The 23,521-nt window shown below is 51.6% G+C and carries 19 protein-coding genes and 1 pseudogene; 4 read left to right on the top strand and 16 right to left on the bottom strand.

Annotated features, from left to right (window positions below; genetic code table 11):
* The first annotated feature begins 119 nt into the window (after positions 1 to 119).
* Positions 120 to 3,344, top strand: a complete 3,225-nt coding sequence (gene carB / locus E1963_RS00375) for a carbamoyl-phosphate synthase large subunit (protein WP_132273849.1) — start codon at positions 120 to 122, stop codon at positions 3,342 to 3,344.
* Between the two features lie 33 nt (positions 3,345 to 3,377).
* On the opposite strand, the gene E1963_RS00370 is transcribed toward carB, so the two are convergent.
* Positions 3,378 to 4,205 carry a MerR family transcriptional regulator gene (locus E1963_RS00370; RefSeq protein ID WP_132273847.1) on the bottom strand — a complete coding sequence of 276 codons (828 nt, stop codon included), beginning with the start codon at positions 4,203 to 4,205 and terminating at the stop codon, positions 3,378 to 3,380.
* Between the two features lie 115 nt (positions 4,206 to 4,320).
* Between E1963_RS00370 and E1963_RS00365 the strand changes: the two are divergent.
* Positions 4,321 to 5,512 (top strand): annotated as a pseudogene (locus E1963_RS00365) (MATE family efflux transporter).
* A 6-nt stretch (positions 5,513 to 5,518) separates the two neighbouring features.
* On the opposite strand, the gene E1963_RS00360 reads toward E1963_RS00365, so the two are convergent.
* The 10 genes from E1963_RS00360 to E1963_RS00320 form a co-directional block, all read right to left on the bottom strand.
* Positions 5,519 to 5,929, bottom strand: a complete 411-nt coding sequence (locus E1963_RS00360) for a TPM domain-containing protein (protein ID WP_167482077.1) — start codon at positions 5,927 to 5,929, stop codon at positions 5,519 to 5,521.
* Complete coding sequence (locus tag E1963_RS19525) at positions 5,926 to 6,165, bottom strand: hypothetical protein (RefSeq protein WP_167482076.1); 240 nt, start codon at positions 6,163 to 6,165, stop codon at positions 5,926 to 5,928. The genes E1963_RS00360 and E1963_RS19525 overlap by 4 nt, the downstream gene beginning before the upstream one ends.
* A gap of 35 nt (positions 6,166 to 6,200) precedes the next feature.
* On the bottom strand, positions 6,201 to 7,346 hold the full coding sequence (gene ytvI, locus E1963_RS00355; RefSeq protein WP_132273841.1) for a sporulation integral membrane protein YtvI: 1,146 nt from the start codon (positions 7,344 to 7,346) through the stop codon (positions 6,201 to 6,203).
* Positions 7,347 to 7,349: 3 nt separating this feature from the next.
* Complete coding sequence (yihA, locus tag E1963_RS00350; RefSeq protein WP_132273839.1) at positions 7,350 to 7,952, bottom strand: ribosome biogenesis GTP-binding protein YihA/YsxC; 603 nt, start codon at positions 7,950 to 7,952, stop codon at positions 7,350 to 7,352.
* A 28-nt stretch (positions 7,953 to 7,980) separates the two neighbouring features.
* Entirely contained in the window at positions 7,981 to 10,314 is a 2,334-nt protein-coding gene (lon, locus tag E1963_RS00345; protein ID WP_132273836.1) for an endopeptidase La, read from the bottom strand.
* Positions 10,315 to 10,425: 111 nt separating this feature from the next.
* Positions 10,426 to 11,685, bottom strand: coding sequence for an ATP-dependent Clp protease ATP-binding subunit ClpX (gene clpX, locus E1963_RS00340; RefSeq protein WP_132273834.1), 1,260 nt, complete (start codon positions 11,683 to 11,685; stop codon positions 10,426 to 10,428).
* 32 nt (positions 11,686 to 11,717) lie between these two features.
* Positions 11,718 to 12,299, bottom strand: coding sequence for an ATP-dependent Clp endopeptidase proteolytic subunit ClpP (clpP, locus tag E1963_RS00335; protein WP_049727434.1), 582 nt, complete (start codon positions 12,297 to 12,299; stop codon positions 11,718 to 11,720).
* A gap of 31 nt (positions 12,300 to 12,330) precedes the next feature.
* A complete protein-coding gene (gene tig / locus E1963_RS00330; protein ID WP_132273832.1) occupies positions 12,331 to 13,617 on the bottom strand; it encodes a trigger factor in 1,287 nt (428 codons plus the stop codon).
* A gap of 104 nt (positions 13,618 to 13,721) precedes the next feature.
* Complete coding sequence (locus E1963_RS00325) at positions 13,722 to 14,423, bottom strand: hypothetical protein (RefSeq protein WP_201271974.1); 702 nt, start codon at positions 14,421 to 14,423, stop codon at positions 13,722 to 13,724.
* The gene (locus E1963_RS00320) at positions 14,416 to 14,964 is read right to left on the bottom strand and encodes a DJ-1 family glyoxalase III (RefSeq protein ID WP_066578421.1); all 549 of its coding nucleotides are present in this window, start codon (positions 14,962 to 14,964) and stop codon (positions 14,416 to 14,418) included. Before E1963_RS00320 ends, E1963_RS00325 begins: the two co-directional genes overlap by 8 nt.
* A 152-nt stretch (positions 14,965 to 15,116) precedes the next feature.
* Between E1963_RS00320 and E1963_RS00315 the strand changes: the two genes are divergently transcribed.
* On the top strand, positions 15,117 to 15,560 hold the full coding sequence (locus E1963_RS00315; RefSeq protein ID WP_132273829.1) for a CYTH domain-containing protein: 444 nt from the start codon (positions 15,117 to 15,119) through the stop codon (positions 15,558 to 15,560).
* Positions 15,561 to 15,674: 114 nt separating this feature from the next.
* Positions 15,675 to 16,082 carry a helix-turn-helix domain-containing protein gene (locus E1963_RS00310; protein WP_132273818.1) on the top strand — a complete coding sequence of 136 codons (408 nt, stop codon included), beginning with the start codon at positions 15,675 to 15,677 and terminating at the stop codon, positions 16,080 to 16,082.
* Here E1963_RS00310 and E1963_RS00305 read toward each other — a convergent pair.
* The 5 genes from E1963_RS00305 to secA form a co-directional block, all read right to left on the bottom strand.
* Positions 16,079 to 17,287, bottom strand: a complete 1,209-nt coding sequence (locus E1963_RS00305; protein ID WP_132273816.1) for an aspartate kinase — start codon at positions 17,285 to 17,287, stop codon at positions 16,079 to 16,081. The genes E1963_RS00310 and E1963_RS00305 overlap by 4 nt on opposite strands.
* A 22-nt stretch (positions 17,288 to 17,309) precedes the next feature.
* Positions 17,310 to 18,521: a cofactor-independent phosphoglycerate mutase gene (locus E1963_RS00300; protein WP_132273813.1), complete on the bottom strand. Its 1,212-nt coding sequence runs from the start codon at positions 18,519 to 18,521 to the stop codon at positions 17,310 to 17,312.
* A gap of 18 nt (positions 18,522 to 18,539) precedes the next feature.
* On the bottom strand, positions 18,540 to 19,760 hold the full coding sequence (locus E1963_RS00295) for a homoserine dehydrogenase (protein ID WP_132273811.1): 1,221 nt from the start codon (positions 19,758 to 19,760) through the stop codon (positions 18,540 to 18,542).
* Between the two features lie 12 nt (positions 19,761 to 19,772).
* A protein-coding gene (gene prfB / locus E1963_RS00290; RefSeq protein WP_414655363.1) for a peptide chain release factor 2 occupies positions 19,773 to 20,880 on the bottom strand; the annotation gives its coding sequence in 2 pieces (ribosomal slippage) (positions 19,773 to 20,816 and positions 20,818 to 20,880; 1,107 coding nt in all).
* A 61-nt stretch (positions 20,881 to 20,941) separates the two neighbouring features.
* Positions 20,942 to 23,506 carry a preprotein translocase subunit SecA gene (gene secA, locus E1963_RS00285; protein WP_132273805.1) on the bottom strand — a complete coding sequence of 855 codons (2,565 nt, stop codon included), beginning with the start codon at positions 23,504 to 23,506 and terminating at the stop codon, positions 20,942 to 20,944.
* Between the last annotated feature and the right edge of the window lie 15 nt (positions 23,507 to 23,521).

Here is a 23,521-nt window from a genome sequence, read left to right as displayed (position 1 = left end):
TATTATCTCTATTATTTTAACGTCTGGAGATGGATATTACAACTTTTCTTTTTCCCCATTCTCCTATATAATAACAACTAGAGAATTTATTCTATCGACTTACTGACAGGAGGAGAATTATGTCCAAGAGAACTGATATCCACAAAGTACTGATAATAGGCTCCGGCCCCATCATCATAGGGCAGGCCTGTGAATTTGACTATTCAGGCACCCAGGCCTGCAAGGCGCTCCGCAGTCTCGGCTACGAGATCGTGCTCGTCAATTCCAACCCCGCCACTATCATGACGGACCCTGAGACGGCTGATGTCACCTATATCGAGCCGCTCAACGTAGACAGGCTGGAACAGATCATCGCCAAAGAACGGCCGGATGCACTTCTGCCCAATCTTGGCGGACAGTCCGGCCTCAATTTATGTTCTGAGCTTGCCAAGGCAGGCGTCCTGGACAAATATGACGTGCAGGTCATCGGCGTACAGGTAGACGCCATCGAACGTGGAGAAGACAGGATCGAATTTAAAAAGGCTATGGACAGCCTCGGTATCGAGATGGCCAGAAGCGAAGTCGCCTATACCGTAGAAGAAGCGCTGTCTATCGCTGACAATCTCGGCTATCCGGTCGTGCTACGCCCCGCGTATACGATGGGCGGCGCAGGCGGCGGCCTCGTCTATAACAGGGAGGAGCTGAAAACGGTCTGCTTAAGAGGGCTGCAGGCAAGCCTCGTCGGACAGGTGCTCGTAGAGGAATCCATCCTCGGCTGGGAGGAGCTCGAGCTGGAAATCGTCCGTGACTCCGATAACAATATGATTACCGTATGCTTTATTGAAAATATCGATCCGCTTGGCGTACATACCGGCGACTCCTTCTGCTCCGCGCCAATGCTCACGATATCGGAAGAATGTCAGAAGCGTCTCCAGGACCAGGCGTACAAGATTGTAGAATCGGTTCAGGTTATCGGCGGGACGAACGTACAGTTCGCACACGATCCGGTCAGCGACCGCATCATCGTCATAGAAATCAACCCGAGGACTTCCCGCTCCTCTGCACTCGCATCCAAGGCCACCGGGTTCCCCATCGCACTTGTGTCTGCCATGCTCGCCGCCGGACTTACGCTGAAGGATATCCCGTGCGGAAAATACGGCACGCTGGATAGATATGTTCCCGACGGCGACTATGTCGTGATCAAGTTTGCCCGATGGGCATTTGAAAAGTTCAAAGGCGTGGAGGACAAGCTCGGAACGCAGATGCGGGCTGTCGGCGAAGTCATGAGTATCGGCAAGACTTACAAAGAGGCTTTCCAGAAAGCGATCCGGAGTCTGGAGACCGGGCGCTGCGGGCTTGGACATGCCAGGGATTTTGATACGAGGAGCAAGGAACAGCTTCTTCAGATGCTCATCACCCCTTCCAGCGAACGCCACTTTATCATGTATGAGGCACTCCGCAAAGGTGCCTCCGTCGAGGAGATCCACGACATCACGAAGGTAAAGGCTTATTTTATCGAACAGATGAAAGAGCTTGTGGAAGAGGAGGAGGCGCTGGCCGCTTACGAAGGTTCTCTTCCGGACGACGATCTGCTCGTCTCCGCGAAAAAAGACGGCTTCTCCGACAAGTATCTGAGCCAGATCCTCGGCGTGCCGGAGGATGCTGTGCGCGGCCGCAGAGAAGCCCTCGGAGTCCGGGAAGCGTGGGAGGGCGTGCATGTGAGCGGTACTCCTGACAGTGCATACTATTACTCTACCTACAATGCCGAAGATAAGAACCCGGTGGATGGCAGCAGGCCTAAGATAATGATCCTCGGCGGAGGCCCGAACCGTATCGGGCAGGGCATCGAGTTCGACTACTGCTGCGTCCATGCTTCTCTGGCGCTTAAGAAGCTCGGTTTTGAGACGATTATCGTAAACTGTAATCCTGAGACAGTGTCAACAGACTACGACACCTCAGATAAATTGTATTTTGAACCGCTTACGCTGGAGGACGTGCTGAGCATCTACAAAAAAGAGAAGCCTCTCGGCGTCATCGCGCAGTTCGGCGGCCAGACTCCGCTCAATCTCGCCGCAGAGCTGGAAAGCAACGGCGTCACGATACTCGGCACGTCTCCGTCCGTCATCGACCTGGCCGAAGACCGCGACCTTTTCCGCGAGATGATGGAGAAGCTTAATATCCCGATGCCGGAGTCCGGCATGGCGACGACCGTGGAGGAAGCGCTTGCAATCGCGGACAGAATCGGCTATCCGGTTATGGTACGGCCTTCCTATGTATTGGGCGGACGCGGTATGGAAGTCGTGTATGATGATGAGAGCATGGCGAATTATATGAACGCGGCCGTCGGCGTGACGCCTGACCGCCCGATACTCATCGACCGGTTCCTGAACCATGCCACCGAATGCGAGGCAGACGCTATCAGCGACGGGACACATGCGTTCGTCCCTGCTGTCATGGAGCATATCGAGCTGGCCGGAGTACACTCCGGAGATTCCGCATGTATCATCCCATCCGTACACATTTCCGAAGAAAATGTACGCACGATCAAGGAATATACGAGGAAGATCGCCGAGGAGATACACGTCAAAGGGCTGATGAACATGCAGTATGCCATCGAGAACGGCAAAGTGTACGTGCTGGAAGCCAATCCCCGTGCATCCCGAACCGTCCCCCTCGTGTCCAAAGTGTGCAATATCCGGATGGTTCCGCTGGCGACGGATATCATCACCTCCGAGATAACAGGGCGTCCGTCTCCGGTACCTGGCCTAAAGCAGCAGATGATCCCTTACTACGGTGTAAAAGAAGCCGTATTCCCATTCAACATGTTCCAGGAAGTAGACCCAATCCTCGGACCCGAAATGCGCTCCACGGGAGAAGTGCTCGGCCTGTCGCCGCATTACGGAGAGGCCTTCTACAAAGCGCAGGAGGCCACCCAGTCAAGGCTGCCGCTTTCCGGCACGGTACTCATCTCCGTGAACCGTAAAGACAGGGCCGAAGTGGCGGAGATTGCAAGAAGCTTTGCAGAAGACGGATTCGATATCGTGGCGACAGGTACGACATGCGACCTCATCCGGGAGGCGGGGATCGAAGCCGAAAAAGTGAAAAAGCTGTACGAAGGACGCCCGAATATCCTCGATATGATTACGAACGGCAAGATACAGCTTATCGTAAACTCGCCGGTAGGCAAGGACAGCATCCATGACGACAGCTATCTGCGGAAAGCTGCCATAAAAGCTAAGGTTCCATATATGACCACGATTGCCGCTGCAAGGGCTACTGCAAAAGGCATCCGATATGTGAAAGAAAACGGCAATGGAGAGGTCAAGCCGCTCCAGCAGCTGCACAGTGAAATAATGGAGGTATAGCAGAGCAGGATGCGGGCGGGAGGGAGGATCTGCTTAAGCTGAGCGGACCATGCAGATAATCTTAGTCAGGTAGTCCTCTTCCCGCTGCACGGTCAGGCCGTCGAGAAGATAGTCTTCGTAAAAGTGCTCTGAAAGCTCTATCCTGTTGTCTTGTGCATACCGGACAAGCCTTCTGTATGCCATTCCGATATCCTGCCATCTCCCTTTATGGTAGGCTGTTACATAGTCACCTTCCGGGCGCACTTCGTATGCCACCTTTTTCGGCTTTGCCGAGAGCAGCTGGTACAGCGTCCGGTAGCTGTCATACGTTCCTTCCATGATATCGGCCAGATTCTGCCGGCAGCTGATGCCATACGGGCTTCTGATTCCATGCTCCTCGCAATAGTCAAGGAATTTCCCAATCTCTATGCTCCATCCCATCTCATCGCTGCTTTCGATTCCGGACAGTACCATGTACCTCTTCTCTTCATGCCGCACGCGGATATCCTCCGGCGGCGCAGAGATTCCGCTTTGGATGCAGTCTGCCTTCTCCTTCATCCAGCGCTGCATCTGGCGGAGCTTCTGCATCCGTTCTTCGATGATAAGATTCTCCCGCTCGAACAGCTTCAGAAGGCTCTCCGGGGTCCTGCCATCCACATACGCCTTGATCTCCTGCAGGGGCATGTTCAGCTCTTTCAGCGAAAATATGATCTCAAATATATCGAGCTGAGAAAATGTATAGTACCTGTATCCGTTGTCGAGCTTCACCTCCGGGCAGAGCAGCCCGATGGCGTCGTAGTGGAACAGCGTGTGCTTCGTCACTCCAGTCAGCCGTGCAAACTCTCCGGTCGTCAGATACCTTTCTTTCTTTATTATTGCCATATTTATAATCTCCTCTTGACTATCGGGTTACCCTATACCTTATCATAACAATTGTCGGGTAAAAACACAACTCAGATAATTTATTGCAGCACGTTAATCAGGAAGGAGGATTCATATGTCGAATTCAATTGCAAAAGATTTCAAGTTTTTCTCTCTGCTTCGCTTTGCGGCTCCCACTATCATTATGATGGTGTTCATGTCCCTATATACGATCGTAGACGGTATCTTCATCTCCAGGCTGCTCGGAACGAACGCTCTGTCCTCCGCCAACATTGTATATCCGGTTCTGAACCTTGTCATAGCGGTCGGTGTCATGCTTGCTTCAGGGGGAAGTGCCATCATAGCTAGGAAGTTCGGTGAAAATAACTCGGAAGAAGCCCGCGAAGACTTTTCGCTGCTCATTATCGTCGGGATTGCGGCAGGATTCGTAATCATGGCTGCCGGCAACCTGTTCATAGAGCCGATTGCAAGAATGCTCGGCGCGACAGATGTGCTGCTTGCGGACGCGGTCAGCTACCTCAGCGTGTCATTGTTCCTCGCGCCGGCCTGTATCCTGCAGCTGCTCTTCCAGACGTTCTTCGTAACCGCGGGCAAGCCGAATCTGGGGCTTCTGCTCACTATCGGAGGCGGACTGGCCAACATGGTCCTGGACTATGTCTTCATGGGGCCGCTTCAGATGGGTATCGGCGGGGCTGCCCTGGCCACCGGTATCGGCCAGCTTGTACCTGCAGCATCGGGATTTATTTACTTTTTCTTTGTAAAGGGTTCCCTGCACATTACCAAGCCAAAGTTCCGGGGCTCTGTCATCATCGAAAGCTGCCTGAACGGCTCTTCGGAGATGGTGACAAATATATCCGCCGCTGTCGTAACGTATCTGTTCAATATCATGATGCTCAAGTTCCTCGGCGAACCAGGCGTGGCAGCAATCACGATCGTGCTGTACGGGCAGTTCCTGTTCAATGCGATGTATATGGGCTTCTCCGTATATCGTGGAAATCTTTACGCCTGCGGGAACGAAGACATACGAGATAGCACGAAGCGGATTCTTCCTCTTCTCGTTCAACTATATCTTTGCCGGTATCAATATCTTCGCATCCGCGATGTTTACCGCATTCTCCAACGGGAAGATATCAGCGGCCGTCTCTTTCGTATGCACCTTCGTATTCATCGTGGCGAACATACTGGTGCTGCCGTATCTTATCGGTGTAAACGGCATCTGGCTGTCCGTACCCGCCGCCGAGTGCATGACTGTCTTCCTGTCCGTCTATTTCTTCTACAAGAAACGGAAAGACTACCGCTATATCTGACATAAGCTACTGTATATCATTCTCGTCAAACCGGTCTCCACATTCGGGGCAGAATTTCCCTTTGTTATCCCTGTGACCACACGCACATGTCCAGCCGTTTGCAGCTGGCGTGCTTTCCTGTGCGGGCGCTCCCGGAGGTGACGTGCCTTCCTGCGTCCCTGCATCTTTCCTTGACGCATTGTCCTCCAGATAATACTCCACGTCATGCAGATATGTGTCAAAGGCATCGTAATATGCAGCTTTGCTGAGGTATGCCAGCATATGGCTGCTGATTTTGTCCAGCCGGTAATCCATGAATACATCAATAGCCGCTCCGTGGGTGGTGAGTGACCAGTCCCGGTCGTCCATGCTCACGAGCAGCAGGATTCCATCTTTCCCTTCCTCCGCTGCCGTACCCTTCCGTATCAAAGATGTCATCTGCCGCCCTCTGGGCATCCGCCCCATAGATGGTTTTCGGCCTCTATCACCCCTCCGCAGGAAGGACATATGTATACGGTATCCCCATCTTTCTCTGCTGTACTCCATTCCCCCGTCTCATGCTTCCAGTCGTAGCTGTCCTTTTTCCCGGCATGTTCCAAGGCTTTTTTATATTCAATAAATACACTCCGTTCGTAATCATTATCACAAAACGGACAGTGCAGCTTCTGAATCAAAATAACTGGTAATTATTGTAAATTACCAGTCATGCCTATTCGTTTCTCAGCCTCATGATGCCTTCCAGAAGTATTTTCACATCATCCAGTATATAGTCAAAGGCTCCCGCCTGGAAGAGATTGATGACAATCATCCCTATCGGCACCGCGAAGATCATGCCGAGCACGCTTCCCACTTTATAGCCTACGTAGAGCAGCACGAGCGTCACAAGTGGATTCAGGCCCATGCTGTCGCCAACGAGCTTCGGCTGGATGAGCTGGCGGACGAGCTGCGTCACCGCATAGAGCACCATCAGCGCGATAGCAAGCTTATAGTTGCCTACCATGAACTTATACAGCGCCCACGGTATCAGTGCGGTTCCTGTCCCGAAAAACGGCAGGAAATCCAGAAATGCAATGAGCAGCGCAAGGAGAATCTGGAAATGCACTCCCATGAGCACGAATCCTATAAGGAGAAGCCCAAATACGACGACCATTATCTTCATCTGGGCCTTGAAATATCCGCCCACCGCATACTTCAGATTGTCTATCACCATGCTCATCCGGCGTACAACCGGATCCGGCGCTATTTTCTTGGACCATGCGATGACAGCATCCCTGTCTGCGATGAAAAAATAGGCGGATATGACCGTGACGATAGTGGCAATGAGTACGGACGGTATCTTCTTTGCAAAATTACCCGCCGCAGCGACGGTCGGCTCGCTGAATCTTCCAATCAGATCTCCCATCGTGCTGTCCAAATTGCTGACCATGGCGTGCCAGCCGTTCTGTATGCCTTTTGGCAGCACGGTGAATACGCCCTCCAGCGTCTTACCGATATCACTGAGGCCGCTTTCCAGCTGCTGATACAAGTCAGGCATGTTCTGGATCAATGCCACGATTTCCCGCCAGAGCCTGCTTCCCGCAAAATATATGAGAAATACGAGGCCGGCGAGGACGCCTATGATAATGATGGCGGAGCCGAGCTTCTTCACAATCTTCAGCCGCCGCTCCAGCCAGTTGACAACCGGACTTGCAATATATGCGATAAACCAGCCTATGACAAAGGGCATGAAGAACACGAGCAGCCTGGCGCCGAGGAACACGAACAGCGCTGTTCCAAGCAGACTGAATGCAAGGCTTACTATCACCTTCCAGTAAGGCCTCTCGTCGTGGAGCTGATCCTTAAAATCTGTCTTCATCTGTCATTCCACCTCTTGCCCGCCGATATATTCTGTCTCGACCAGTTCCCATATCTCGTCTCTTCCCTGTTTCGTCATGGAAGAGAAAGGGATGACCTTCGTCCCCGGAAGAAGCTTAAGCCCGGTCCTCAGCATCTTGATATGCTTCTCTAACTGGCTGCGCTTGATCTTATCCAGTTTCGTGGCGATGATAATCGGCTCATACCCCTGTCCTACGATCCAGTCGTACATCATCTTGTCATTGGCGGACGGTTCGTGGCGGATATCGATGAGCAGGAACACTGCCTTCAGCTGTCTGGAACTGTGGAGGTAGCGCTCGACAAGCTGCCCCCACTTGATCTTCTCCTTCTCGGACACCTTCGCATATCCATAGCCGGGAAGATCGACCAGATACAGCTCGTCATTGATGTTATAGTAATTGATCGTCTGTGTCTTGCCCGGCGTAGCTGATATCCTTGCGTAAGACTTCCGGTTCATCAGCGCATTGATGAGCGATGATTTCCCCACGTTCGACTTCCCTGAAAAAGCGATTTCAGGATGTGCGTTATCCGGCAGTACGCTCGTAATCCCACATACAGTCTCTAAATTAACATTTTTGATAATCATATCTATTCCTCTTTACTGTCATCGGCTGCTACGCCAACGCTATTTTCAACACTTCATTCATATGGGATACCGGCAGTATCTCAAGGCCTTTCGTAATCTCTGAGGAGATGTCCTCCAGATCCACCTGGTTCTCCTGCGGGATAATCACCGTCCGGATGCCGGCGTTCTTGGCTGCCAGCAGCTTTTCCTTCAGCCCGCCGATTGGAAGCACGCGGCCCCGGAGCGTAATCTCTCCTGTCATGGCGGCGTCTGCTCTTGCCTTGCGCGCCGTCACAGCAGATATCATCGCCGTCGCCATAGTAATACCGGCGGACGGGCCGTCTTTTGGGACTGCTCCTTCCGGTATGTGGATATGTATGTCATGCTCTTTAAAGAAAGACTCTTCTATGTCGTATTCCCCGCTGACGGAACGGATATAGCTGATGCCGGTCCTTGCGGACTCTTTCATCACATCACCGAGCTGCCCGGTAAGCAGTATCTCGCCCTCTCCCGGCATGATATTCACTTCTATCTGGAGCGTGTCGCCTCCAACGCTCGTCCACGCGAGGCCCCGTACGATACCGACTTCATCTGACGCATTCGCCATCTGGTACGTGTACAGTTCTTTTCCAAGGTAAAGATGAAGGTTCCTCTCTGTGACATGGACCGCGTTCTTCTTCGTCTCCAGGATTTCTCTGGCCGCTTTCCGGCATATCTCGCCGAGCTTACGCTCCAGCTGCCGTACGCCTGCCTCTTTCGTATAATTTCTCGCCATCTTCCAGATTGCCCTCTTGCTTACGGTGAGCTGCTCCGGTTTCAATCCATGCCGTTTCAGCTGCTTTGGCAGGAGATGCTCCATGGCGATATGCATTTTCTCATTCTCTGTGTAGCTGCTCACTTCGATGACTTCCATGCGGTCCAGAAGCGGCCTCGGTATCGTCTGGAGCGTATTCGCAGTCGTCACGAACAGCACTTCTGACAAGTCCACCGGCACTTCAATATAATGGTCACGGAACTTCGCGTTCTGCTCACTGTCCAGCACTTCCAGCAGGGCGGAGAATGTATCTCCCTTGTAATCATTGCTCACTTTGTCTATCTCGTCCAGCAGCATGAGCGGATTCTTGACACCCGCAGACTTGAGCCCGGTGGCGATCCTTCCCGGCATGGCACCCACGTACGTCCTCCTGTGCCCCCGTATCTCGGCTTCGTCGCGCACCCCGCCGAGGGAGACTCTCACGTACGGTTTCTTCAACGCCCTGGCGAGCGATTTCGCTATGGACGTCTTGCCGGTGCCCGGAGGGCCTACAAGGCAGAGTATCGGCGTATCGCCCTTTTTAGTCAGCGCACGCACGGCGAGGAATTCCAGCACTCTTTCCTTTACCTTCTCCAGGCCATAGTGGTCCTCATCCAGCACTTCCTTCGCATATGCGATGTCCTTGTGGTCCTTGCATACTTTGTCCCACGGCATCTCGAGAAGCGTCTCGATATATGTGCGGACGACGCCTGTCTCAGCAGGGTTGCCCATCGTATTCTTGAACCGCTTGATTTCCTTGTTCAGCTTTTCCTTCACTTCACCAGGTGCCTTCAGCTTATCTGCCGCCTCCTGGAACTCGTCCGCGTCCGACATCGTATTGTCGTCGCCTAACTCCTCGCGGATGAGCTTCATCTCCTCCCGCAGTATATATTCCCTCTGGTTTTTATCCACCCGCTCTTTTACCTTCGCCTGGATCTCTTCTTTGATATTGAAGATCTGAATCTCGCTGACGAGCCTGCCCACGACTTTGTCATAGCGTTTCAGCACATCCGGCTCCTCCAGCAGTTCCTGGGCATGCTCCCACGAAAGCGGCATATTCGCGGCGACTTCATCTACGAGCATACGCAGGTCTTTGATTCCCTCCATCTGAAGCGCCAGATCCTTGGAGAGCTTCGGGTTGCGCGGAAGATACTCCCGGAACAGGTCCTTAAGCCCCCGCAGCATCGCCTCCATATTGAGCGGATTCTCTTCTGCACCTACCGCTTCCATCGAGTTGTCGATATCTTCCACTGCGACAACATCTGCACGCAGATACGGTTCATCATATTCCATACAGTCCATCCTGGCACGCGTTTCCCCCGTCACCAGAATCCTGCTGATCTTCTTCGGTAATTTTACAATCTGCTTGATCGATGCAATGCAGCCCACGGTACAGATATCATCCATACCCGGATTCTCTTTCTCAATATCTTTCTGAGCTGTCAGAAAAATCTTCTGATTTTCCTGCATCGCATGTTCAATTGCTTCAATTGACTTCTCCCTGCTGACGTCGAAATGAGTAACCATTCCAGGCAATACGACCATACCACGCAGGGCAACCATCGGTAAACTATTCACTTCATTTGTCATACAATTTCTCCTATTTTGAAAGGGGTCAGACCCCTATGGTGCATAGGGGTCTGACCCCTTTGACAATTTAAAACAAGCGGGCACAAAACTGATTCTGCACCCGCCTTTTTATTAAGCACTTTCCGATCTGACGGCAGTGTGTTCACACTCCGGCTCTCCGGTTCCTTTTACAACTTCTTTTGTGATTCGGCATGTCTTCAATGTCTCGTCTGACGGAGCGCGGTACATGATATCCATCATGACATTCTCCATAATCGCACGCAGCCCTCTGGCTCCTGTCTTGCGCTTCAGCGATGTCTCTGCTATCTCTTCCAGCGCCTCTTCGTCGAAGATGAGATCCACGCCGTCCAGCTCGAGCAGCTTCTGGTACTGCTTGGCTATCGCGCTTCTCGGCTCAGTAAGGATACGCATGAGCGCTTCCTTGTCAAGCATCTGGAGTGCCACCGTCACCGGTACACGCCCGACAAGCTCGGGAATGATTCCATATTTCACAAGATCCTGCGGCAGAACCTGGCTCAGCAGACGGTCCACATCATTTTCATGCTTCTCCGTTATATCTGCGTTAAATCCTATCGCTTTCTTGTCTATCCTGTTCTCTACTATCTTTTCAATCCCTTCAAATGCGCCTCCGCATATGAAAAGGATGTTCGTCGTGTCAATCTGTATCAGTTCCTGATGCGGATGCTTTCTTCCTCCCTGAGGCGGCACATTGGCAACCGTCCCTTCGATAATCTTGAGCAGTGCCTGCTGCACGCCTTCACCGGATACGTCTCTTGTGATGGAAGGGTTCTCGGACTTTCTCGTAATCTTATCAATCTCATCGATATAGATGATGCCGTACTCTGCCCGCTCGACGTCTCCGTCGGCAGCCTGGATGATCTTCAGAAGAATGTTCTCCACATCTTCTCCCACATAACCTGCCTCTGTGAGCGCAGTCGCATCAGCGATGGCGAACGGCACATTCAATATCTTGGCGAGCGTCTGGGCAAGCAGCGTCTTGCCGCACCCCGTCGGCCCGAGCATGAGGATATTGCTCTTGTTGAGCTCCACCCCCAGGTCTTTCTGCGCCATAATCCGCTTATAGTGGTTGTAGACAGCTACAGACAATACCTTTTTCGCCTCATCCTGGCCGATGACATACTCATCGAGGAACTCCTTGATCTCTTCCGGTTTCAGAAGATTAATATCGGCAAATGGGTTCCAGTGCCTCCTGTCATCATATTCAAATTCTTCTTCAATAATCTCTGCACATACATCGATACACTCATCACAGATATAAGCCCCGTTCGGACCTGCAATCAGCTTGCGGACCTGTGACTGTGTCTTGTTGCAAAACGAGCATCTCACCTGATCGTCGTTCTTTCCTGCCATGCTTTCACCTCTCTGGGACATTCCGCTATTCCTTAACGGTTCTTGATGACTTCATCGATAAGCCCGTAAGCCTTCGCTTCCTCCGCAGACATGAAGTTATCACGCTCAGTATCGATGCGGATAACATCCAGCGGCTGTCCCGTATTCTCCGCCAGAATCTGGTTCAGCCTCTGACGGGTTTTTAAAATATGTTCCGCTGCAATCTGAATCTCAGTTGCCTGTCCCTGTGCACCGCCTGACGGCTGGTGGATCATAATCTCTGCGTTCGGCAGAGCCAGCCGCTTTCCTTTGGTCCCTCCTGCAAGAAGGAAGGAGCCCATGCTTGCGGCCATGCCGATACAGATCGTCTCTATGTCAGACTTGATATACTGCATCGTGTCATAAATGGCCAGGCCTGCTGACACGGAACCTCCCGGGCTGTTGATATACAGATGGATATCCTTCTCCGGGTCTTCTGCTTCCAGGAATAACAGCTGGGCCACTACCACGCTTGCGGATACGTCTGTTACCTCTTCCCCTAAAAATATAATCCTGTCTTTCAATAATCTTGAATAGATGTCGTAGGAGCGTTCTCCGCGGCTGGTCTGTTCAATGACATAAGGTACTAAACTCATGTATTCGTCTCCTCCTGACTATGTGATATGACTATTTCTCTACAGCATTCTCCAAGAGGAATGTCACTGCTTCCTGTACAGCCATATCTTCCTTCATCTGATTCTTTTCATTTTCGCCCATAAACTCTTTCAGCTTATCGACTTCCATCTTATATGACTCGGCCATCTTCGCCAGCTCTTCGTCAATCTTGTCATCGCTGATTTCGATGTTCTCGGCTTTGGCTATCGCTTCCAGAACGAGACGTGTCTCGATGCGTTTGATAGCCTGAGGCCTCAGTTCCTCCAGCATCTTCTCTGCCGTCATGCCAGTAAACTGGAAATACTGCTCCATGGATAATCCCTGTGACTGGATTCTCTGTGCAAAGTCATCGGCCATCTGCCTTACCTGTGTCTCGATCATAGCCTTCGGGATTTCCATCTCGGCATTCTTGACCGCCTGCTCGACTACCTGGTCTTCCTTCTTCGTCTTGCCTTCCGCAGCTTTCTCATCTTTGATTTTTGCCTTGACGTCAGCTTTATATTCTTCTAATGTGTCAAATTCGGATACTTCCGCTGCGAATTCATCGTCAATCTCCGGAAGCTCTTTTGCCTTAATCTCGTGCACCGTACACTTGAATACGGCTTCTTTCCCCTTCAGCTCTTCTGCGTGATAGTCCTCCGGGAATGTCACATTGACCTCTATCTCCTTGCCAGTCTCTGCGCCTACGAGCTGCTCCTCAAATCCGGGGATGAAAGAGTTGGAGCCGATGGTCAGCGGATAGTTCTCGCCTTTGCCGCCTTCAAACGCAACGCCGTCTACAAATCCTTCAAAGTCGAGGATGACCTCATCCCCATCCTGTACCGGACGGTCTTCCACTGCAACGGTCCTTGCATTCTTCTCCGCCTCTTCCTGGATCTTGGCATCTACTTCCTTCTGTGTCACACGTGTGGAAATCTTGTCTACTTCCAGCCCCTTATACTCTCCGAGCGTAACTTCCGGCTTTGTAGCCACATCTGCCGTAAAGATAAATGGCTTGCCCTTCTCAATCTGGACGACATTGATGTCCGGCTGGGACACGATGTTCAGCTCACATTCTTCATATGCATCAGAATATGCCTTCGGAATCAGCTCGTTCGCCGCGTCATCGTAAAATATCTCTGCACCGTACATCTTCTCGATCATCTGGCGCGGCACTTTTCCCTTGCGGAATCCTGGCATGTTGATCTTGTTCTTCTGCTTCATATATGCACTTTGAAGCGCTTTCTCTAAATCATCGGCAGGAACTTCGATGGTAAGTTTTGCCATGTTTTTTTCTAACTTTTCTACCTGTAGACTCATTTTTACTATTTCCTCCTGTTTCTGTCCCGCCTTTCAACCGCCGGAAAGATGGGCATGCTACATTACATTCACTAAAGAAGTATAACACAAACCTCTCTAAATATCTAGCCTTGAATTTCATCTAGCCTAAGTATTTTTATGACAAGGTTGTCCATATCATCTCCGTCAATGGAATACTCATTTCTCTTATCTGCTTTTACCTTCACTATGACTGTTTTCGCGTCCTGGAACTCCATCTCGGAAGTCGCCACATCCAGCAGTTCATATGCGTGGTTGACGATATCGTTCAGTATCTGCTGCTGAACCTCTTCATCCGTTCCTTTGTACACCCCGTCCTTCACATCCTGGGCAATCTTTAAAGAGTCCTCGGTCAAAAGCTGCTGGAAACGGATAAATACGTCCGATGGCTGGATCTCCACCGGAACCTCATATTCCTTCTTCCCGGTCTTGTCCGCCTCTCCGACGCTGTAGCGCATCACGGAAAATATCTTCGCCACAAGCTCGGCGAACTGGCTCGTCTTCAGATTCCCCATGTCGATCTCGTTCGTGATATTGTTGGCCACAAATGTATCTATAAATTCCTTGTACTGCGCTTTCAAAGACTCCGCCGTAGAGCCGTCTATCATCTTTAGGGCCTTCTCCGTCTGTCCCTGGAAATTCAGGTCCAGCACGCCTTTGACATATCCGGACGCGTCAAAATCACGCCCGCACCCGGTACTGCCGGCTGCCAGCGTGATGCAGAGAAAGACAAGCAGCAGCGGTTTCAGACATTTCTTCATATTATAACCCTCTGCAATCTTATTCATAGACGATAGACTCTGCAATCTCTTTGGCCTTCTCTTTGCCCATAAGCTGTTCGATAATCTTAAGAGCGAAATCGATAGCCGTTCCCGCCCCGCGTCCGGTAATGATATTGCCGTCCACCGTTACAGGAGCCCCTGTAAGGACTGCTCCCTGGATCTTCGTCTCCATCGTCGGGTAGCACGTCACCCGCTTGCCTTTGAGCAGCCCGAGATTGCCGAGTATGGTCGGCGCCGCGCAGATGGCAGCCACGGTCTTGCCCTCCTCGATAAAGTCTTTCACGACCCGGCGCACTCCATTGTGCTCCTCCAGGTTCCGGGTTCCCGGCATCCCGCCCGGAAGCACGATCATATCAAACTCCACAAAGTTTACCTCGTCAAACAGATCTTCCGTCTGGACATTGATTCCGTGCGCCCCGTGTACGATATATTCATCCGTAACAGATACCGTGTCCACATATATCTTTGCCCGCCTGAGCAGGTCTACGACTGTAAGTGCCTCGATCTCTTCAAACCCATCTGCCAGTATAACGCTTACTCTCTTCATCAAATTCCTCCTTACTGATTTTGAAAACCCCTGCACGGCCCTGTAAAGCCATTATGAATAAATATTAACAAACAACGTGTAAAAAAGCAAATACGTTTACATTTTCCTGAAACTATATTATCATAACTATAAAAATGAAGGTGGTGCAATATATGGAAATAGAACGTAAATTTCTGGTGGATGAGCTCCCCGGCGATCTGACCGGATACCCATGCCGTATCATTGAACAGGGATATCTGAATACAGACCCTGTCGTACGTATCCGGCGGGACAACGACAAGTTCGAGCTGACGTACAAATCAAAGGGCCTGATGGTCCGGGAAGAATATAACCTTCCCCTCACGAAAGACGCATATGAGCATCTTCTGGATAAGATCGACGGACGTCTCATACAGAAAAGGCGCTATATGATTCCGTATGCCGGCTCTCTCACGATTGAACTGGATATTTTTGAAGGCAGCCTTGCTCCGCTCATGCTCGCAGAAGTAGAATTTCCGGATGAAGAGGCCGCCGCCTCATTTGCCCCTCCGGAATGGTTTGGGGACGATGTCACCTTTTCCGGCAGATACCACAACAGCACGCTGAGCAGACTGTAATATACGCAACCCATCGTTGCTTTTCAGACATCGGCAACGTTTCGGTGCATAGATATCTATTTATTGGACAAATTGCTATACTAACAAGTAAAGTTACTTGGGAGGTTAGCTGTCATGCCAAACATTCAACTGGCCAATAATTTACGGTATCTGAGGAAACAAAAGAATCTGACCCAGAAGGATCTGAGCGAGATGCTGAACATATCCAGACAGGCCTACTCGAACTATGAGACGAGCAAGCGTACCCCTGACCTGGATTCTCTTCTGTATCTGGCTGGATTTTATAATGTCAATCTGGACGGCCTCGTACTCGGCTGCCTTCCTTCTCCTGACCTGGCTGCTGCCGGTTCGATTGCAGAACAGAAGATTCCTTATACGCTTTCTATAGATAAAAATACCGGTAATTCTATTTATCTCACTGAGGAAGAACTGGATATCATCACGAAGCTCCGCACACTTTCCAGAGAACACAAACAGTTAATTACCGGTTTTATTAATGACAATGTCAAATCCGGTGCCTAATCATTCACCGCGAATCCGTCATGCACCGCAACCATGGCCTGATCGATATCTTTCTCGTCCACAAGCACCGTAATCCTTATTTCTGATGTTGAAATCATATTGATATTGATTCTGGAGTTGTAAAGCGATTCAAACATCTTTGCCGCAACTCCCGGATTGCTCATCATTCCCGCACCTACGATCGACAGCTTTGCAACCTCTTCTTCCCATGTGATCTGCTGTATCGTAAGCCTGTCTTTATTCTCTTCCAGCACTTTGATTGCATTTTCCAGATCGTTGTCTGCGACTGTAAATGAAATATCTTTCGTACCCTCACGACCTACGGACTGCAGTATGATATCTACGTTGATATTGCTCTTCGCCAGCGTATCGAAGATATTGAATGCGATTCCCGGCTTATCCTGCACCCCGATTACGGAGATTCTTGCTGTATTCTTATCGGCAGCTACGCCTGTCACTAACATTTTTTCCATATGTGAAGCCTCCTTGACTACAGTTCCCTCTGAACGGTTCAGACTGGATCTTACTACTAATTCTACATTATATTTTTTTGCCATTTCCACAGACCTGTTGTGAAGCACCTTTGCCCCGAGGCTGGCCAGCTCAAGCATCTCGTCGTACGTCACGACGTCCAGCTTTCTGGCATTTTTGACAATCCTCGGATCGGCGGTGTACACGCCGTCCACATCTGTATATATCTCGCACTTATCCGCGTGAAGGACAGCGGCCAGCGCCACTGCGGTCGTATCCGAACCTCCCCTTCCAAGCGTCGTGATATCATCATACTTGTTCACTCCCTGGAAACCGGTCACAATCACTATCTTTCTCGAATCCAGCTCATGGAGGATACGCTCCGTATCTACACGTTTGAAACGGGCATTGCCATATCTTGATGTAGAGTGCATCATCACCTGGAAAGCATTGAGCGATACCGCCGGAACATCCAGCGCCTGCATCGCCATCGCCATCAGCGACACCGACACCTGCTCGCCTGTGGTGAGCAGCATATCCATCTCCCTTTTCTTGGCATTTGGATTGATGCTTTCTGCCATCTCGATCAGATTGTCTGTCGTGTCCCCCATAGCCGAGAGTACGACGACGACATCGTTTCCTGCTTTGTAATCTTCGATACAGCGCTGCGCCACATTAAATATTCTTTCTTTGTTGGCAACAGAACTGCCGCCGAATTTCTTAACAACTAACATATATTCCTCCCGCATTCCTCTTTTATGACTGTGCCCCGTCGAGCAGATGCCCAATCAATCTGTAACCGTCCGGCCAGTATATCCCTGTCCCGGAAGCCGTCTTCTCATCATACGCATCCGTACCTCCCGCAGGCGCGGTGCTGTCATACAGAAGATACGGGACCGGGTCTCCCGTGTGGGTGCGGACTTCTATCGGGGTAGGGTGGTCAGGAAGCACAAGTATCCTGTAATCTGCACCGGCGCGTTCCATGCCTTCTGTAATCTTCCCTGCAACGAGTCCGTCTACCCTCTCTATCGCTGTAATTTTATCTTCTACGATGCCCTGGTGCCCCATCTCGTCCGGAGCCTCTACATGGATATAGGCGAAATCATAGCCGCCGTTCGTCAGTGCGTCTACCGCTGCCATAGCCTTTCCGGCATAATTCGTATTCAGCCCGCCGTCCGCTCCTTCTACCTCTATACAGTCCATCCCTGCTCCGACCGCGATTCCCTTAAGCAGGTCAACCGCAGATATCATGACGCCTCTGCATCCCGTCATCTCTTCAAAGGACTTGAGGGCCGGACGTTTCCCTGCCCCCCAGAACCATGCGGAGTTGGCAGGATGTAGCCCCTTCGATCTGCGCTCCACGTTAATCGGGTGATTTTCCAGTATATCATAGCTCTTAGCCATCATCTCCCGAAGGACCGCATCGTCCGGCAGATATGCGCCAATCTTCTTCGTCAGGATATCGTGGGGAGGCGTCAGGTCCACAGCTTCCCCCTGTTTCCAAATGAGCAGATGGCGGTAGCTCGTACCTGTGTAAAAACGGTACCCTTCTCTCTCCAGCCCGTCTCTCAGCGCCTCCAGCAGCACCGCTGCATCTTGCGTACTGATCTCACCGGAACTGTGGTCGATAATGGTCCGTTCCTCATATGCGCAGTCCTCCTCGGACAGCGTCACGATATTGCACCGGAAAGACACGTCTGTATCTTCCATATCCACACCGATGCTGAGCGCCTCCAGCGGAGACCGTCCTGTATAGTATATCTTCGGGTCATATCCCATCACGGCAAGATTGGCTGTGTCGCTTCCCGGCGCCATACCTTCCGGCACCATGGATACCATCCCTACTTCCGCCTTCCGTGCAAGCCGGTCCATGACCGGCGTACGAGCGGCGGCAAGCGTCGTCTTTCCTCCCAGTTCTTTAAGCGGACGGCCTGCCATGCCGTCACTCAACACGATTATGTATTTCATGCTACCTCCCTGTCCGCCCTATTCTTGAATCCGTATCATATGCAGTATCTCATCTTTATATATCCTTGCCCTCGTATCATAATCCCCTTCCATCATGACAGGAGTGATGAATCCGAATTCATCGTCCAGTCCGTCTGCATGAATGATCTCTATATCACCGAAAGAGTCTTTGAGGTCAGCCAGCATCTCCTGTGCATCACCCTTCATGCGGATGAAGAAGCGCCGTTTGGCGTCCGCCTTGTCTTCGAGCTTAAGCTTATCCTGCTTCCACATCGTCATGATATTGCGGCTCAGATGCTTTGCAGCGTCCACCACATCAGCCACCACGGCGCTGGCGGTCGGAAGCTTGCCTGCACCGCTGCCGTAGAACATCGCATCGCCGAGCACGTTGCCGTGCACGAAGATGGCATTGAATACGCCGTTCACGTTATAGAGCGGATGCCCCGGATAGAGCATGCATGGAGCCACGATCGCGTGCAGACGGTTGCCGCGCCGCTTGCTGGACGCCAGAAGCTTGATCGTCGTCCCCATCGCCTTGGCATACTTCATATCTTCCGCCGTAATCTCCGTGATGCCTTCACAGTAGATATCTTCAAAGTCAACCTGCTGCCCTGAGATGAGCGATGACAGGATCGCTATCTTCCTGCACGCGTCATAGCCTTCCACGTCCGCTTCCGGATTGCGCTCCGCGAACCCGTTCTCCTGTGCTTCCTTCAGCACTTCATCGTAGTCTGCTCCCTCATAGAACATCTTTGTCATCATATAGTTGGTCGTACCGTTCAGGATGCCGGTAATCTCCTCAATCTCATCCGCCGTCAGCGAAGAGTTCAGCGGGCGGATGATCGGTATGCCGCCTCCCACGCTCGCCTCGAACAGGAAGTTGATGCCCCGGTCCTTCGCGATGGACAGAAGTTCCGCGCCGTGCTTTGCGACAAGCGCCTTGTTCGACGTGGCAACGCTCTTTCCTGCCTGTAGGCACCGCTTTACAAAGGTGTACGCGGGCTCGATTCCTCCCATGACCTCCACGACGATCTTGATCTCATCATCATTGACAATGGTCTCGAAATCATGGACAATCTTATCCTGCACCGGATCGCCCGGAAACTCCTTCAGATCCAGCACATACTTTATATTCAGCTCGTCGCCGATCCTCTGGCTGATGCGGGCGCCGTTCGTATTGACGACTTCCACGACACCGGAACCGACGGTTCCATATCCCATAACTGCTATATCTACCATATCTTCCTCCCTCTAGCTGTTTGCTGAATGCTTCAGGTATGCATTGATAAACATATCGATGCTTCCGTCCAGCACTGCCGTAACATTACTGCATTCCTCGCTGGTGCGGTGGTCCTTCACCAGAGTGTATGGCTGCATGACATAAGAGCGTATCTGGTTGCCGAAGCCGATCTCTTTTACCTCTCCCCTTATGTCTGACACCTTTTCCGCCTGTTCCTGCTCCTTCAGAAGCTGCAGCTTGACTTTCAGCATCTGCATCGCCTTCTCCTTGTTGAAGTGCTGGGAACGTTCGTTCTGGCACTGGACGACGATGCCTGTCGGCAGATGGGTGATGCGGATGGCAGAGGATGTCTTGTTGACATGCTGTCCGCCTGCACCGCTTGCCCGGTACGTGTCTATCTTAAGCTCCTCGTCCGCAATCTCGATGTCGATCTCATCCTCGATGTCGGGGACCACATCACAAGAAGCAAAGGAAGTCTGCCGCTTGCCGGCCGCATTGAACGGAGAGATCCGCACGAGACGGTGCACCCCTTTCTCTGACTTCAGATATCCGTAGGCATTCTCGCCTCTGACTTCAAATGTGACCGTCTTGATGCCTGTGATATCGCCGTCCAGATAGTCAAGCACTTCCACCGCATAGCCTTTGCGCTCTGCAAAACGGCTGTACATGCGGTAGAGCATGCCCGCCCAGTCGCACGACTCCGTCCCTCCGGCGCCGGCATGGATCGTCACGATCGCGTTGCACGCGTCATACTCTCCCGAAAGGAGCGTCCTGATCCGCAGCTCCTCGAACCGTTCTTCAAAATTATGGATCTCCGCTTCCATCTCATTCACTGCAGAGGCGTCATTTTCCTCGTAAGACATCTCGATGAGCAGATTGATATCTTCATATCCGTCATACAATGCATGAATCGTCTTTACGAGCTCCTGCAGGTCCTTGAGTTCCTTCATCACCTGCTGCGATTCTTCCGGTCTGTCCCAGAAGCCCGGCTCTTCTATCTTCCTCTCCAGCTCTTCGATTCGTTTCTCTTTGCCAGAGACGTCAAAGTGAATCCCTCATCTCGGCAAGAGGTTCTTCATAAGCATTCATGATACTTTTAAATGCATCTAATTCAACCACGTTGTCACCTCTTTCTATCTTAATCTCTGATTTCTAAATATTTTTATTCCTATATCTTCTCTTACTTGCGCCCACAGCACTGCTTATATTTCTTGCCGCTTCCGCACGGACACGGATCGTTCGGATACACCTTCTTCTCCGCGCGCCGCTTCGGTCCGCGCACCGCGCTCTCGTCCTTGTTCGTGCCGGTCACCTTGGCTACCTGTTCCCGCTCTACCTTCTGTTCGATCCTCACATGGAACAGGGTACGTATCGTATCCTCGGTGATGCTTTTTGTCATAGCTCCGAACATATCATATCCGAGCATCTTGTACTCCACCTTCGGGTCTCTCTGTCCATATGCCTGCAGTCCGATTCCCTGGCGCAGCTGGTCCATATCGTCGATGTGGTCCATCCACTTGGCATCGATCACCTTCAGCAGAACGACACGCTCCACTTCACGCAGATGCTCCGGTTCCGGGAATTCCGTCTCTTTCAGTTCATAAGACTTCACCGCACGCTCTTTGAGCATATGCTTCAATTCCTTCTGGCTTATATCCTTGATATCCTCTTCCGTGACAGGCTCCATCGGAACTACATTGTGGATCGTCATGTTCAGTTCCTGAAGGTTCCAGTCTTCCGGCTCGTCGTCCACAGAGACTATCATGTCCACCACGTTCTCCACATAATCGTTGATCATGTGGAAGATGGAGTCACGCATATTGTCTCCGTCCAGCACGCGGCGTCTCTCTTCATATATAATCTCTCTCTGCTCATTCATGACCTGGTCATATTCGAGCAGATTCTTACGGATGCCGAAGTTGTTGCTCTCAATCTTCTGCTGCGCCTTCTCGATGGCATTGGAGAGCATCTTGTGCTCTATCTGTTCTCCGTCTTCCACGCCAAGCGTCGTAAATATGTTCATCAGCCTCTCCGAACCGAACAGGCGCATCAGATCGTCCTCCAATGAGATGTAGAACCTGGACTCTCCCGGATCGCCCTGACGTCCGGAACGTCCGCGCAGCTGATTGTCGATACGCCTCGCCTCATGCCGCTCCGTACCGATAATCTTCAGGCCTCCGGCAGCCCTTGCCTCGTCGTCCAGCTTGATGTCCGTACCACGTCCTGCCATGTTGGTCGCTATCGTCACCGCGTCATGGATACCGGCCTGTGCGACGATTTCCGCCTCCTGCTCATGATACTTCGCATTCAGCACATTGTGCGGGATGCCCCGTTTTTTCAGCATGCTGCTCAGAAGCTCCGATGTCTCGATCGTAATCGTGCCGACAAGCACCGGCTGATGCTTGGCGTGCGCCGCTTCTATCTCATCGCACACGGCCCGGAACTTCTCCTTCTGCGTCTTGTACACGGCATCTTCCAGATCTATCCTCTGTACTTCCACATTCGTAGGGATCTCCACGACGTCCATGCCGTAGATATCCCGGAACTCTTTTTCTTCCGTGAGCGCGGTACCTGTCATACCTGATTTCTTGTCAAATTTGTTGAACAGGTTCTGGAACGTGATCGTCGCCAGCGTCTTGCTCTCTCTCTTGACCTTGACGTGCTCCTTCGCCTCGATGGCCTGATGAAGGCCGTCGGAATATCGGCGCCCCGGCATGATACGGCCGGTGAATTCATCTACAATCAGTACCTGATCTTCCTTCACGACATAGTCCTGGTCGCGGAACATCAGGTTATGCGCCCGCAGTGCCAGTATGATATTGTGCTGAATCTCCAGGTTCTCCGGATCTGCCAGGTTCTCGATATGGAAAAACTTCTCTACCTTCTTCACACCATCTTCGGTGAGGTTGATATTCTTCTCTTTTTCATTGACGATAAAGTCTCCCGACTCCTCGATGTCCTCTCCCATGATCGCGTTCATCTTGGAGAACTCTCCGCTTGCCTCGCCGCGTTCCAGCTGGCGTGCCAGGATATCACAGGCTTCATACAGCTTCGTGGATTTCCCGCTCTGCCCGGATATGATGAGCGGCGTCCTCGCCTCGTCGATCAATACGGAGTCGACCTCATCGATGATGGCAAACTTAAGCCCTCTCTGCACAAGCTGCTCTTTGTAGATGACCATATTGTCTCTCAGATAATCAAATCCGAGCTCATTGTTCGTCACATAGGTGATATCGCAGTTATAAGCCTCCCGGCGCTCGTCATTATCCATGCTGTTGAGCACGACGCCGACCTTCAGACCGAGAAATTCGTGCACCTGCCCCATCCATTCAGCGTCACGCTTTGCCAGGTAGTCATTGACCGTGACGATGTGCACGCCATCACCGGCCAGAGCGTTCAGATATGCAGGCAGGGTCGACACGAGCGTCTTTCCTTCACCGGTCTTCATCTCCGCGATACGCCCCTGATGCAGTATAATGCCGCCGATGAGCTGCACCCTGTAGTGCTTCATCCCAAGCGTCCTCACCGCAGCTTCCCTGACAACGGCAAAAGCCTCCGGAAGGATGTCGTCAAGCGTCTTTCCTTCCTTCAGCCTCTCTTTGAATTCCCGTGTCTTATCTTTCAGCTCGCTGTCTGTGAGCTTCTGTATCTCAGGCTCCAGCGCCTCGATAGCGTCTGCTATCGGATAGATTCTCTTCAGCTCGTTCTCGCTGTGCGTTCCAAATATTTTCTGTATTAAACCCATACTGCGTGTTTACTC

It is taken from the genome of Extibacter muris (assembly GCF_004345005.1).
GTDB lineage: Bacteria > Bacillota > Clostridia > Lachnospirales > Lachnospiraceae > Extibacter > Extibacter muris.
This window is presented reverse-complemented; position numbering and strand designations above follow the sequence as displayed.

Coding starts and splice junctions, on each gene's coding strand:
- carB (WP_132273849.1), top strand. CDS start 120: ATGTCCAAGAGAACTGATATCCACAAAGTACTGATAATAGGCTCCGGC.
- E1963_RS00370 (WP_132273847.1), bottom strand. CDS start 4,205: ATGGCAATAATAAAGAAAGAAAGGTATCTGACGACCGGAGAGTTTGCA.
- E1963_RS00295 (WP_132273811.1), bottom strand. CDS start 19,760: ATGGTAGATATAGCAGTTATGGGATATGGAACCGTCGGTTCCGGTGTC.
- tig (WP_132273832.1), bottom strand. CDS start 13,617: ATGAGTCTACAGGTAGAAAAGTTAGAAAAAAACATGGCAAAACTTACC.
- E1963_RS00360 (WP_167482077.1), bottom strand. CDS start 5,929: ATGACATCTTTGATACGGAAGGGTACGGCAGCGGAGGAAGGGAAAGAT.
- E1963_RS00320 (WP_066578421.1), bottom strand. CDS start 14,964: ATGAAGAGAGTAAGCGTTATACTGGCAGATGGGTTTGAAGAGATCGAG.
- yihA (WP_132273839.1), bottom strand. CDS start 7,952: ATGATTATCAAAAATGTTAATTTAGAGACTGTATGTGGGATTACGAGC.
- ytvI (WP_132273841.1), bottom strand. CDS start 7,346: ATGAAGACAGATTTTAAGGATCAGCTCCACGACGAGAGGCCTTACTGG.
- clpP (WP_049727434.1), bottom strand. CDS start 12,299: ATGAGTTTAGTACCTTATGTCATTGAACAGACCAGCCGCGGAGAACGC.
- E1963_RS00305 (WP_132273816.1), bottom strand. CDS start 17,287: ATGTTAGTTGTTAAGAAATTCGGCGGCAGTTCTGTTGCCAACAAAGAA.
- E1963_RS00325 (WP_201271974.1), bottom strand. CDS start 14,423: ATGAATAAGATTGCAGAGGGTTATAATATGAAGAAATGTCTGAAACCG.
- E1963_RS00310 (WP_132273818.1), top strand. CDS start 15,675: ATGCCAAACATTCAACTGGCCAATAATTTACGGTATCTGAGGAAACAA.
- E1963_RS00300 (WP_132273813.1), bottom strand. CDS start 18,521: ATGAAATACATAATCGTGTTGAGTGACGGCATGGCAGGCCGTCCGCTT.
- secA (WP_132273805.1), bottom strand. CDS start 23,506: ATGGGTTTAATACAGAAAATATTTGGAACGCACAGCGAGAACGAGCTG.
- clpX (WP_132273834.1), bottom strand. CDS start 11,685: ATGGCAGGAAAGAACGACGATCAGGTGAGATGCTCGTTTTGCAACAAG.
- lon (WP_132273836.1), bottom strand. CDS start 10,314: ATGACAAATGAAGTGAATAGTTTACCGATGGTTGCCCTGCGTGGTATG.
- E1963_RS00315 (WP_132273829.1), top strand. CDS start 15,117: ATGGAAATAGAACGTAAATTTCTGGTGGATGAGCTCCCCGGCGATCTG.